This is a genomic window from Thermogemmatispora argillosa, from assembly GCF_059696725.1.
Genome location: NZ_AP019377.1, coordinates 5207116 through 5219829, shown reverse-complemented (window position 1 = coordinate 5219829; position 12714 = coordinate 5207116). Strand labels below are relative to the sequence as shown.

Here is a 12714-nt window from a genome sequence, read left to right as displayed (position 1 = left end):
TACGTCTTGAGATAGAGAAGAGGAGCTTTGCTTTATGCAAGCAAGCGAGCAAACAAGGAGGCGTGGGGGTGGTCTGGCCTATAAGTGGATCGTGGCGATTGTGGTGATCATCGGTGTCTTTATGTCGATCCTGGACCAGACCATCGTGAATATCGCGATTCCCCACCTGCAAGCTGCCTTCGGGGCTGATCTCCATACGGTCCAGTGGGTCTTGACTGCCTACATCTTGACCCAGGGCGTGGTGACGCCAACGGCGGCTTTCTTCGCCGATACGCTCGGGATTAAGCGTTTCTATATCATCTCGCTGGCCGCCTTTACGCTTGGCTCGGCCCTGTGTGGCCTCTCCTGGAGCCTGCCGGCGCTGATCTTCTTCCGCATCATTCAGGGAGTGGGTGGCGCTTCGCTTTTCCCGCTCTCGATGGCCCTGGCCTTCAAGGAGTTTCCGCCGGAGGAGCGCGGGATGAGCATGGGCCTGTTCGGGGTTCCTGCTCTCTTGGCCCCGGCTATCGGCCCTACCCTGGGCGGTTACCTGGTGACGTACGCAGGCTGGCAGCTGATCTTTTATATCAATGTGCCAGTCGGTATCGTCGCTGTGCTGCTGGCGATAATCCTGTTGCGTGAGCAGCCGGTGGAGCGCAGGCCGCGCTTTGATGCGGCGGGCTTCGTCTTCGCTGCCGGCGGTCTGGCGTCGCTCCTCTACGCCCTCTCAGAGGCCAGTACCTACGGCTGGGGATCGACGCTGGTGCGTGGCTTCTTGATCGCTGGAGTGTTGGCCCTGGCCATCTTTACGGCGATTGAGCTGACGCTGGCGGCCCGTGGGGGCGAGCCGCTGCTTGACCTGCGGCTCTTTGCCAATGGTCCTTTTACGACCAGCACTATCGCGCAGATCTTTATCATCTTCGGCATGTTCGGGGGGCTGTTCCTTTTCCCGATCTATCTGCAGGATCTGCGCGGACTGAGCGCCTTCCAGGCCGGTCTGATCCTTTTGCCCCAGGCTCTGGCATCGATGGTTAGCTCGGTGCTGGGCGGCGTGTTAGTCGACCGCCTCGGCGTGCGTCCGGTGATGATTCCGGGCCTGTTGGCGTTGGCCCTGGCTAACTGGGAGTTGACAACGCTTTCGGTCCATTCGTCTTTCGCCTGGTTTCAGTGGATTCTGGTCTTGCGCGGGGTGGCGCTCGGCCTCTCGGTGCAGCCACTGGCGGTGGCCAGTCTCTCGACCATTCGCCCGGAGAAGCTGGCCCAGGCCTCTTCGATCAGTACTGTGACGCGCTCGGTCTCAAGTTCCCTTGGCATCGCTGTGCTGGCTACCCTGGTCCAGACGCAAAATCAGATCCACTTTGGTCATTTGGCTGAAATGGTGACGGCCAGTTCGCCGCTGGGTCAGCTGATTCCTCGCATTCAGGCGCTCTTTATGCTGCACGGCGCCGATGCGCGCTCGGCCTATAACGCGGCTCTGCAGGTCATTGCGGAACTGCTCCAGCAGCGCAGCTATGTGCTGGCCATGCAGGATGCCTTCCGCCTGACTCTGGTGGCAACGCTGCTGGCCATGCTGGCAACGCTCTTTGTGCGCTCTGGGGTCCGCCCCCGCTGGGCACGCCGCCGTGGCGTCCAGGAGGAGAGCCAGGAGCGCACAGCCGCCGCTATGGAAACGATGTTCGCAGGCTAGCCCAGCTTGTTAGCTGGCCTGTTATGAGATGCTTCTCTGAACGCCCAACGAGACCCGCACGGGGTGTGTGAACGGCTTTCTAGCGCCTTCTTGCTCGAAGCAAGAAGGGAAGGCTATCCGAGTACCTGAGGAGTGTGATTGAGATGAGACGCTTGATTCTGGTCCCTGTCCTGACGGTGATCGCTTTATTCGCGATTGTCGGCGGGATTGCGTATTGGATCTACTATAACTACATGTACTACAGCACCGATGATGCTCAGGTAACCGCTCCGATTGTGACGATCAGTGCGCCCACCAGCGGCACGCTGACAACGCTGAGCGCGAATCTGGGGGACCATGTGAACGCTGGTCAGACCCTGGCCCAGGTGACGCCTGTGGTGGCCGCTACCACGGGGACGAGTGCTACCGCCGCCACGTCGGCACAGCCGGCAGCTTCTACAACGGCGGCTTCCCGTACGAGCGCTGCGCGCGCACTTCCTCTGACAAGCCCTATTAGTGGAACGGTGATTCAGGTGGCGGTCGTCCCCGGCCAGCAGGTGACCGCTGGCTCACCCTTGCTGGAGATCTACGATCCTAGCCACTTGACGGTGACTGCCTACGTCGACGAGAATGCCATCAATAATATCCAAACAGGCCAAAGCGTTGATATCACTATCGATGCATATAAGGATACGAAGTTCACAGGGCATGTGAAACAGATTGTCCAGGCGGCAGCCTCGGAGTTCTCTCTCTTGCCCGTACAGGATAACGCCAGCGGGAATTTCACCAAGGTTGGTCAGCGTATCCCGGTGATTATCACTCTGGATGGCTCCGCTGGCAAGACACTGATGCCCGGCATGAGCGCTGAAGTGACGATTCATCTGCACTAAGCTCCAGAGCGCCTGGCAAGGAGGTGCTGCGCTCTGTCACTACCTGGCTTGCCAGCGGGTGCCGGCAAGCCAGGCGTGCCGGGTGCAGCCTCTTACGACTTGGCGCAGGCTGGCCGAGCCTTTTGCTCGGCCAGCTCGTTCCTCTACCCAGGCTCACCGGGTCAAGACCAGGCAGGCCAGAGGGGAGCCGCTCCCTATGAGCCTCGCGGCGCTGGTCAGGACTGACCAGCTTCCCGCGATCTCTATCCCGGTTGCCACGAGGTCAGCTTGACTGAGACCGTCGCCCTATGCCTCAGAGCAGCCTGGGCTTGTCTAGAAGCGCCAAGCTGTAAGGCAAGAGAGAGGGGAATACATCATCTGGAGTTCGTGAGTTTGAAGCCCGCAAGAACAAGAAAAGGAGCAAAGCAGTGGTCTTGCTCATCTCAGGAGGCTTACTCGTCCTTGGTCTCTTGGCCATTGTGGCCCTGATCTGGGTGATCAGAAGCACTCCGGCCGAGGGTCTCCCGTCGCGGGGTTTGGCCTCGGCCCCGCCGCGCGTTGAGGTGGCTCCCGCTTTCGAGTCTGGCGAGCGGGAGGCGCTGCCGGCCGGCGAGGACCACAGGGGCCATGAGCTGGCCTTGTTGAATCCGGAGTTGCATGCCCTGGCTACTCAGCTCCGCACACTCCATCAGCAGTCAGCAGAGCTGGAGCAGCGCTTGGATATTTTGATCCAGGTTGTGGAGCGTATTGAGCGCTCACTTCCAGCCCGTACTGAGGCGGGAGCCAGCGCCGGCCCCGAGTCTCAGGAGCCAGGATCGAGCCCGTCCTGATGTGCTCAGCCAGTAAGACCACCAGGGTCAGGGGGCATGAACTGGCGGAGGCCAATTCGACTCTGGCAGCTTTCCCTGACCCTGGGGCTTGCCGCGGCTCTGGCGGCTTGCTGCCTTAAGTCCTGCTGTCATGCTCGCTTTGCGCCCGCCTGGCCGACCAGCGCCTGCCAATCGCGCAGAATAAGGTAGTCAAATGGGAAGGCCAGCTCAGGGATGGCCTCGGGACGGAAAAAAGCTAGCTCGCTGACTTCACCTGGCTGCGGCGCTAGCTCCTCTAGCGAGCCTTCTAGAGGGCGCGCCCGATAGGCTACCAGCAGGTGAGGGCTGCCTTTCCGACTGTAGAGGCCCAGGAAGTCCAGTAGCTCAACCCGTAGATTCGTCTCCTCTTTCACCTCGCGCAATGCCGCCTCTTCTAGCTCTTCACCGCGATCAACGTAGCCGCTGCAGAAGCTCCATTTTCCTCGTCCAGGCTCGATCTCGCGTCGCCCTAGCAAGAGCTGCCCTTCGTATTCGATGACCACGACGGTCACCACCTTGGGCCCAAGATAGAGCACAAAGCCACAAGCCGGGCAGCTCGGGCGTGGAACCCCTCCAACGAGCTGCTCGCAGAGAGGGGTAGCACAGAGGGGACAGTAGCGATAGACAGGCTCAGCCATCGGTCACCTCGCGTTTCCAGGGAAGGGGAGAACGGGCCGGCGATCCGCTCTTCCTGGCGGCAATCTTTCCCCTAGCGCTCGGCCAGGGCCCGTGCCAGAATCACGACAACGACAAACTGGCGGTAGATGTCTAGCAGGTTCTCCCCACTCAGACAGACGGTACGCGCTGCTATGCGCTCCACGCCTCGCACGTTGCAGACCATGTCTGCCATCTCCGCTACTAAAAAGGTGACTTCCAGCCGCACCGGGAGCGTGAAGCTGGGAGGGGCCAGCGGCTCGCCGCGCGCCAGGCGCTCCACGGCCCGGCGGGCCCCGGCGCGCAACAGTTCGCAGGCTTTTCTTGGATGGAGATGAGCGGCAGCAAAGCGACCCAGGGAGTGTTTGACGACGATCTTTTCGGCGGCAGGCGCTACTATTTCCGCCTCCTGGACCGTGACATCATCGCCGCTGACGAGTATGATCGGTACGCCGTAATGGGCTGCTACCAGGGCGTTGATGCCCGCCTCGCCTACGACCTGCCCGTTGAGGCGCACTTCCCAAATGGCATTCGGGCTATAGGTATGGCAGAGGACTGCCCGCTCCGCTCCAATTGAGCCATGATAGCTGACAAAGCAGACACCAGCGAAGCTGCCATCGAGTCCCTCCATCATGTAGAAGGGTTTATAGCGGCCACTGATCAGCGTTGCCTCCCCAGCCAGGTCCTGTGGATGAAGATTGCGCATCACGTGATGGGCATCGTTGACAACGAATTCGCTGGCACCAGCTTCCTGAGCTCCAGTAATGATGGCATTGACCTCGTGTGTCAACAGCAGACGCCCTTGCTCATATTCGGGCTGCCCCTCGATGATCTGCTCCCAGGCCACAATACCGCTGGTGCCTTCAAAATCGGTCGAGAGAAAGAGCTTCATCGCAGACTGACTCTCCAATGCTCGTCTTTCCAAGTCAAGCCGGCAGGAAAACAGCTCCCGGGCCACCAGCAGCCCGACAGACCTCCACACTCGCCTGCCGTCCAGTCCGGCGCGGATACTCTGAGAGGATTGCCTCGGTCAACGGCTCCACTGCCGCGGTCCGCACCAGATTGATTGTGCAGCCGCCGAAGCCCCCACCCATCATACGCGCCCCAAGTACCCCGTCGACCTGGCGCGCAATCTCTACCAGCGTGTCCAGCTCCAGACAACTGACCTCATACTGATCGCGCAGTCCCTCATGCGTCTGCCAGAGATAGGGGCCAACCGCTTCTATGTCGCCGCTTTCCAACAGGCGTGCTACCGTTAACACCCGCTCATTTTCGGCCACAACATAGGCAGCCCGCCGTCGTAGTACCTCTGGCAAACGCGACGCGTAGCGCGCAAACAGCTCCGGTGTCACATCCCGAAGCGAGCGAATGCGCGGTTCCGAGGCCCTGCTCTCCGACGCCTGCCCGGCCTCAGCCTGCACCAGCTCTGCAAGCAAGCGCGCAGCCTCTTCGCACTGCTGCCGCCGCTCATTATATGCTGAAGCAGCCAATTCGCGACGCACATGAGTATCAGCCACGAGCAGAGCCACCCGCTCGCTGGCAAAGGGAAGATAGCGGAACTCCAGCGAGCGGCAGTCAAGCAGCAGGGCCTGACCAGGGCGCCCGAGGCACGAGGCCGCCTGATCAAGAATACCGCAACGTACTCCTGAAGCCAGATGCTCGGCTTGCTGGCAAAGCCGAGCCACCTCCAACGGCTGCAACCACGCCGACGTCGAGGCCTCAGCCGCTTCTCCAATGGTCCCCCCCCCATTGGAAAAGAGCGCTGCCGCCCAGGCGGTCGCCACTTCCAGGGCCGCGGAAGAACTCATTCCCCCTCCGAGCGGGACATCGCCATGCAAGACCGCACTGAAGCCCCGCAGCTTCAAGCCAGCGGCCTTTAACTCACTGAGGACCGCTAGCACGTAGCGCGCCCACGGCGGCAACTGCGCCGCCTGAGCCGTAAAGGTGGTCGGTAAGTTCTCCAGCTCGATTTCAGCCATCTCCTGAAACTGGCGCGACCAGAGGCGTACTCGCCCATCGCTCCGCCCTCGCCCGGCAAAGGCCACGGCCCGATCAACAGCCAGGGGCAGGACAAAGCCTTCGTTGTAGTCCGTATGCTCACCTATCAGATTGACCCGCCCAGGGGCCCAGGCCACACCCAACACAGGCCTTTCTTCCAGCAGCCCTGTGTCTGTCCCAAAGACTGCCGGAAAGTGCTCCACCGCTACCCGCGCGGCTGGGGGCAGTTCTCTTGGATCATGCGCTGCCATGAGCAACCCTCGCGATCGCTTCTCTCAATTCCTGTGCTTTTTGGATAGGAGACGAATCGTTGGTCCAGAGCGACCAGAGCATCTCGGACGAGGCTGCATACTTCAGCTTGCCCGGCGCCCGCCCCACTGCCAGGATCTCAATATGGAGATGGAACCGCTCATCAGCTAACTGATGGACCCCAAGCATATAGGGCATAGGGGCCATCCGACCTTGATCAAGCGCGTTATAAGCCCGTATTACCTGTAGCAGCACGGCCGCCAGATCGGCCAACTCGTCATCGGTGGCCGCCGCTAGATCGGCAATATGACGCCGTGGATAGACATGCGTTTCGTAGGGATAGCGCACATAGGGGGGGAGAAAGACCTGCCAGTCTCGCGTAGCCAGCACCTCATAAGGACCATGTTCCAGCTCGGCCCGCACGCGGCAGAACGGGCAGCCGCGCCCCGCCTCCAGCTCCAGCCTCACGGTCTCTAGCTCTCTTTCGAGCAACGGCGGCAGCACCGAGACTCCATACGCTTGACCATGAGGATGTAGTTGCGTTTGACCAATGCTCATGCCGCTGTTCTCGAAGATCATCACCGCCGCATAGCGTTGACTGAGGTCGCGATACAGCTCGCGCCAGAGCTGCATTACGACGCCTACTTCCGGCACACTGAGACGGGTAAATGTGCGCTCGTGATCACGATGGTAAATCACTACGTAGGCCTCGCCGACCGGCGGACGAAAAGGGGGAAAATCGTTCGGATGAAGCCAGGCCTGGGTTTCAGGCCCAACTCGCCCTTCGAGCACATCTGCACAGAAAGGACAGCGGTCTGTCCCTTCTCGCCGATGCATCCGCTGCGGTGCATTCACCACATAGTGGCGCAAAATCGGATTCCATACCAGAGCATTCGGATCTTCTTGCATATCATCCCTGTCTTCAAGAAGACATCTTTCACAAATAGCGATGGGCTGTCTGGGTGCCTAGCAGCACACAGCGCCCAGCCTGGACTAGAGCAGTCAGGAGCGCTCCCTTGTCGACCGCCCTCTCTGACGACTGCTCCTCTGCAGAGCCAAGCAGCCATTCATTCCACGTTTGCCAGTCAGTAAATAAGGCCCAGGCCACAGGAGCAACGAGGGTATGGGCAGCTCGCAAAATGGCAAGACCATCCTCATAGCCTGGCTCTAGCTCATCTACCGCTTTCAGGCCTGCAGTCCGCAGAGAATCGAATGTCCTAATTGATCTAATTTCACCTCCAACTACCTCACAGACCAGGCCCAGCAGAAGGCGTTCGGCAGTCGCCTCCCGCGTCTGCGTCGCGGCCTGCTCTGGCATAGCCGCCTGCCAGACGGCGACCACCAGGCTGCAGGGTGAGGGAAGCCCCTGCAGAAAGGCCTCAATCTGGCTTCGTGTCCAGCCATGCCAGACATAGCTCTCATCATGCTCTTCCAGCAACAGAGCCGCGTTCAAGAGCGCCCTGGCTCGCTCCCAGAGGGGCGAATCACCATCAAAGACAGCTACCTCTTGCGCTAACACAGAGCACACCTCTCCAGGAAGAATAGACCCCGCCTCGCTTACGCCTTTATGATATCACCTTCCAGACCAGGAGGCCACGCAGCGGGCCCATCCAGCGCCAGCAACCGGGCGAGGGTCCTTTCCTCTAGATTCAGAGGCAGCAGATAGGGTATAATGCAAACGGTCTGGGCGCCGCCTAGCCGCTCAGCCACCTTTTCAGCTCATCACATGCGCAACAAGGAAGGTATCCTACTGTGCCCTGGTGTAAATTTTTTGTGCCCAAGATCGCCACTGCCGGGATCAGGCCCGATGATCCCGCGCTAAACGAGCATATTGAGTACGCAAAGTGCATCAAAGGTCATGTCCTGAGAGACGCCAACGACTGGATTCTTTGCGAAAATCTGCCGGCTCCCGATGCCCGCTGCTGGCAAGAAGGTGGCGAAACTCTTTTCTCGCTCGCAGGCCGCCGCGGGCGTGGGGCAGGCTCCAGCTCCTCGACGGGTTCTGACGGGCGGGGAAGCCCTGACGACGCCATTGCGCGGCGTAGCTCGTAGCCTGGTCGGCGTTTGATATCGGCCCGTCAGGGAGGGAGCAGGCAGGAGTCTATGCGTAAAAGCTCACCGTCATCCTCGACCGTCGCGCAACCCGCGCCCGAACAGCTCGCGCGGGTTCATCATCTTCTGCTGGAGTGGTACGCCCGCGAGCAGCGTCCGCTGCCCTGGCGCGCAACCAGCGATCCGTACGCCATCCTGGTCTCCGAAATGATGCTCCAGCAAACGCAGGTAGAGCGCGTCATTCCCAAATATCACGAGTTTCTCAGTCGCTTTCCCACCGTGGCGGACCTGGCCGCCGCGCCTACGGCAGCGGTCATTTCGACCTGGGTGCCTCTGGGCTATAACCAGCGCGCCGTGCGTCTACAGGCCATCGCCCGCCAGGTTGTCGCCCAGTACCAGGGACGTATTCCCGACAGCTTAGAGGAGCTACTCAAGCTCAAAGGGATTGGGCGCTACACCGCTGGAGCCATTGCCTGCTTCGCCTATCGTCAGCAAGTAGCCACGGTTGACACCAACATCCGCCGTGTGCTTCATCGGCTCTTTATCGGCCTAGAGTATCCCGCATCACGCCTCAACGATGGCGAGATCCTGGCCTTGGCCGAACAGGTCCTGCCTTCCGGTCAGGCCTATGAATGGAATCAGGCCCTGATGGATCTGGGGGCAACGATTTGCACGAGCGCTAACCCTCAGTGCGAGCGTTGCCCAGTCCGCGAGACCTGCGCGGCCTACCGCGAGTTGAGCACTCAGAGTCTCTTCCCCTCGGGAGCGGTCTTTCGTACCTTACGCAAGGTTGCCGAGAAGAAGAGCGGCTATCAGGCCCAGCCTTTCACCCAAACCGACCGCTATTTCCGGGGCCGCATCGTCGCTCTGCTGCGCACCTTGCCGCCAGAGCAGCGCCTTCCCCTCAACGAGCTAGGGCCACGTATCAAGCCATCCTATACCGAGGCCGACCTCCCCTGGCTCCGGCAGCTTGTCAGCCGCCTGGCACGTGACGGGCTGGTTGACTATCACGAGGAGGAAGGGGTACGGCTGCCTTAGATAAGGCAGCCCCCGATTGCGAAGCGGCCATACGGCACACGCCGCAGTGCCCTCACGCTCACGCGGTTAGCCTTCGGTCGGCCCTCCCACGAAGGCAATCGCCGTCTCCCTTGCATTGCAACATAGTGTATGATATGTTGCGTGGAGACTGCGGCCCCCTCAGCATCCCGCGGGGCCACCTTGCATCCAGTGGTCTTCATCGAACTACTCACGGGAGGGCTTACCCTTGCAGCTACAAAGTATTGCCGATATCGCCAGAAAGCATCGACATATATTTCTCTCTCCTCATTTCGATGACGTTGTTTTCTCTTGCGGAGGGACCATTGCTCTGCAGGCTAGCTGCGGTCTGCATCCCCTGGTCATCACTGTCTTTGGCGGTCTACCACCGGCCAACCAGCCGCTGAGCGCGCTGGCCACCGCTGTCCATCAGAGCATGGGCTTTGGCCACGATGCCCGCGAGGCGGTGGAGATCCGGCGACGTGAGGATGCACGGGCCCTCGACTATCTCGGGGCCGACTATCTCTGGCTGGACTACCTCGATGCCATCTATCGCGGCGATCCTCCTTACTATACGCGCGAGGAAGAGCTATTCGGTAGCATTCATCCCGCCGATCTGAGTATCGACCAGCAGCTTGGCCAATTGCTGGTGAGCCTGAGCGAACGGCTCCCTGATACCGTCTGGTATGCACCCCTTGGCGTGGGTCACCACGTCGATCATCAGTTGGTCTGCTCGGCAGCCGATCGCCTGGTGCAGCGCCGTGCTAATGTCAAGTTCTATGAGGATTTCCCCTACGTTACCCGCCTCGGCGAGCTGGAACGACGCCTACACGAGTTCGGCGATACGCTGGAGCCAGCCTACGTCGAGATGTCTGAGTTGCTGCCCCTGCGCCAGGAAGCCTCCCAGATGTATGCCTCGCAGATCGCCGCGATCTTCGGCGATAAAGAATCTATGTATAAATTGATGGACGAGTATACCCACAATATTCGCCCGGTTGAGACCGTCCATCTCGAACGCTACTGGACCCCTCGCTATCGCTAGCTAGACCAGCAGAACGGTACTTTCCTGCAGGCAGGTGGTGCGAACCACCTGCCAGGGGCCTTCCATATGGTATGATGGTCATAAAATGATCCATACTTGTTCCGAAAAATAGATATAATAAGGCCCGGTCATCAACAGGTGCGTTATACGCCAGAGAGGCTTTCTAACCAGAAAAGAGAAAGAGCAGAACGGCCAGCTTGGAGGTAGCTATCATTTTACCGGAGCGAGGCAACGGATCAGGAGTCATAGGATGAAGGGGATCGAAGGACTCACGCTTGGGCGCTATGAACTACGCCGCCGCATCGCCCAAGGAGGCATGGCCGAAGTTTATGTGGCCTACGACCGCCGCGTCAAGCGGCAGGTCGCTATTAAGGTGCTCTACGGACGAGACGAGTCATTTATCCGACGTTTCGAGAGGGAGGCGCTGGCAGTCGGCGCCCTGTCCCATGATCACATTTTACCGCTCTACGACTTTGGAGAGCAAAGTCCCTGGTATTATCTTGTTATGCCCTACGTCGAGGGAGGAACGCTGCGCGACTATCTGCATCGGCGCAAGCGCCTGACTCTGGAAGAAGCAGCGAGCTTTCTGGACCAGATCGCCTCGGCGCTGCAGTACGCGCATGATCATGGCGTGCTCCATCGCGACGTCAAGCCGTCGAATATTCTGCTGCGACCTGACGGTTATGCCTATCTTGCTGACTTTGGCCTGGCCAAAGCTATTATGGGGGCTGAATCGCTTACTAGCGACGGTACGATCGTTGGCACGCCGGAGTACATGGCCCCGGAGCAGTCAAACGGCATTAGCGATTATCGCAGTGACATCTACTCGCTCGGGGTTGTGCTCTTCCAGATGCTTACTGGACGTGTGCCATTTACGGCTGAGTCACCGGTGGCCATTTTCTTGCGCCATATTCAAACGCCACCGCCCTCGCCCCGCGAATTTAATAGCGAGATTCCGCCCGCTGTTGAAGAGGTGATTTTCAAAGCTCTGGCCAAGGACCCCAATGAGCGCTTTCAGGAGGCACAGGAGCTAGCTAACGCTTATTGGCGAGCTTTGCAACAGGAGCGCGGTCGCGGCGCACGTACCCGCTTTGGTCCACTAGCCCTTAAAGATCAGAGTACAGCCATATCAGCAGGCAACGATGATTCTACCCTGATCGCCCAAGACAGTCAGGCGGAGGCTACGCCCAGTCCATCCCGCCTGGCAGAGCAAGAGACCTTTATCGTCCCTGACGAGGAGCGGGAAATGGTGCGCCCCCCAGCGACACCGCAGCTCTTTCCGTTGACCGATTTGCCAGAGCAGCCCGATACAGATAGCCAGGCAGAAGAAGACGCCAGTGGGAGCGCCTCTTTAGTCGCGCCTCCACCTCAAGAGGTCGTCGCCAGCGAAAGCACCCTTCTGGCAGCGAGTGCTACCATCAAGCGCTTGCCCAGTCGCCGCTTTCGCTTGCTCTCACTCATTGCGGCCTGCCTGCTGCTGGTTTTGCTGCTCGTTCCCCTCATCAGCCTCTGGCGGGGTTCACCATCTGCCGGTAAAGGGAGCGGGAGTGGCAGCGTGACGCTGAGCCCTCAGCAACTCCACGCCACGCAGACCGCGATCGCCCAGGCCAATGTTATGGCGACTCAGCTTGCGCGCTCGCGTGCGCAAGCTACCGCTGGTATCTCTTCCTCGGTTGGAGCAGGAAACCTGCTCTATCAGTACGATCTGCGCAGCCCCGGTGGCGGTTGGGCCAGCTCTGGTAGTCAGTGTTTCTTCTCGGCCCAGGGCTACCATGTACAAACCTTGGGGCCACACGAGGCCGCCTGGTGCTTTTCGAGTCAGGAGCATATGACAGATGCCGTGATCAAGGTACAGGCGCGCCTGCTGCGTGGTGACTTCTGTGGCCTGGTCTTCCGTCTCGATCCGGCTACACCGAGTTTTTATGTCTTCGAAATCAATAGCCAGGGCCAGTATCGTTTCGTGCGCGCCACAGGCACTAATCCCCAGGCCTGGCTGACCCTGATTGACTGGACCCATTCCAACGCCATCCAGACCGGCTACAACGCTCCCAACATGCTTATGGTCCTGGCTCACGGCTCCGCGTTCCGCTTCTACATCAACAATCAGCTTGTCATCAACAGCTTTTCCGACTCAGCCTACAGCGAGGGCCTGATTGGGCTGCTAGTGGGAGGCGACAGCAATAACGGTAGCGAGGCTGTCTTTAGCGACATCTGGGTCTTCGAATACCAGGGTTAGCAGCGAGTTAGCCCGGCCTGCCCCCTTCGATTCCCACGCCCGCTCTGCAGCTATCGGCCTAGTGCAGTCCTGCTCCCAACGCTCCC

General features: G+C 59.9%; 12 protein-coding genes. 7 read left to right on the top strand and 5 right to left on the bottom strand.

Features of this window, described 5'->3' with window-relative positions:
* Nucleotides 1–34: 34 nt before the first annotated feature.
* The 3 genes from AC6H1L_RS20370 (at nt 35) to AC6H1L_RS20360 (ending at nt 3344) form a co-directional block, all read left to right on the top strand.
* Nucleotides 35–1666 (top strand): MDR family MFS transporter, encoded by a 1632-nt coding sequence (locus AC6H1L_RS20370; RefSeq protein ID WP_497599283.1) that lies wholly within the window; start codon nt 35–37, stop codon nt 1664–1666.
* Nucleotides 1667–1809: 143 nt separating this feature from the next.
* On the top strand, nt 1810–2535 hold the full coding sequence (locus AC6H1L_RS20365; protein WP_497599282.1) for an HlyD family secretion protein: 726 nt from the start codon (nt 1810–1812) through the stop codon (nt 2533–2535).
* A 407-nt stretch (nt 2536–2942) separates the two neighbouring features.
* A complete protein-coding gene (locus tag AC6H1L_RS20360) occupies nt 2943–3344 on the top strand; it encodes a hypothetical protein (protein WP_497599281.1) in 402 nt (133 codons plus the stop codon).
* Nucleotides 3345–3472: 128 nt separating this feature from the next.
* Here AC6H1L_RS20360 and AC6H1L_RS20355 read toward each other — a convergent pair whose 3' ends face one another.
* The 5 genes from AC6H1L_RS20355 to AC6H1L_RS20335 form a co-directional block, all read right to left on the bottom strand.
* Entirely contained in the window at nt 3473–4000 is a 528-nt protein-coding gene (locus tag AC6H1L_RS20355) for an NUDIX domain-containing protein (RefSeq protein ID WP_497599280.1), read from the bottom strand.
* Nucleotides 4001–4071: 71 nt separating this feature from the next.
* Nucleotides 4072–4908 (bottom strand): M55 family metallopeptidase, encoded by an 837-nt coding sequence (locus AC6H1L_RS20350; RefSeq protein ID WP_497599279.1) that lies wholly within the window; start codon nt 4906–4908, stop codon nt 4072–4074.
* Nucleotides 4909–4942: 34 nt separating this feature from the next.
* Complete coding sequence (galK, locus tag AC6H1L_RS20345; protein ID WP_497599278.1) at nt 4943–6265, bottom strand: galactokinase; 1323 nt, start codon at nt 6263–6265, stop codon at nt 4943–4945.
* Nucleotides 6252–7172: a galactose-1-phosphate uridylyltransferase gene (locus AC6H1L_RS20340; RefSeq protein ID WP_497599277.1), complete on the bottom strand. Its 921-nt coding sequence runs from the start codon at nt 7170–7172 to the stop codon at nt 6252–6254. The genes galK and AC6H1L_RS20340 overlap by 14 nt, the downstream gene beginning before the upstream one ends.
* Before the next feature lie 28 nt (nt 7173–7200).
* Nucleotides 7201–7782: a hypothetical protein gene (locus tag AC6H1L_RS20335; RefSeq protein WP_497599276.1), complete on the bottom strand. Its 582-nt coding sequence runs from the start codon at nt 7780–7782 to the stop codon at nt 7201–7203.
* 233 nt (nt 7783–8015) lie between these two features.
* On the opposite strand from AC6H1L_RS20335, the gene AC6H1L_RS20330 reads away from it, so the two are divergent.
* The 4 genes from AC6H1L_RS20330 (at nt 8016) to AC6H1L_RS20315 (ending at nt 12628) form a co-directional block, all read left to right on the top strand.
* Entirely contained in the window at nt 8016–8315 is a 300-nt protein-coding gene (locus AC6H1L_RS20330) for a hypothetical protein (RefSeq protein WP_497599275.1), read from the top strand.
* Nucleotides 8316–8366: 51 nt separating this feature from the next.
* Nucleotides 8367–9353 (top strand): HhH-GPD family protein, encoded by a 987-nt coding sequence (locus AC6H1L_RS20325; protein WP_497599274.1) that lies wholly within the window; start codon nt 8367–8369, stop codon nt 9351–9353.
* A 226-nt stretch (nt 9354–9579) separates the two neighbouring features.
* Complete coding sequence (locus AC6H1L_RS20320; RefSeq protein WP_497599273.1) at nt 9580–10392, top strand: PIG-L deacetylase family protein; 813 nt, start codon at nt 9580–9582, stop codon at nt 10390–10392.
* Between the two features lie 250 nt (nt 10393–10642).
* On the top strand, nt 10643–12628 hold the full coding sequence (locus AC6H1L_RS20315) for a protein kinase domain-containing protein (RefSeq protein ID WP_497599272.1): 1986 nt from the start codon (nt 10643–10645) through the stop codon (nt 12626–12628).
* Nucleotides 12629–12714: the final 86 nt, after the last annotated feature.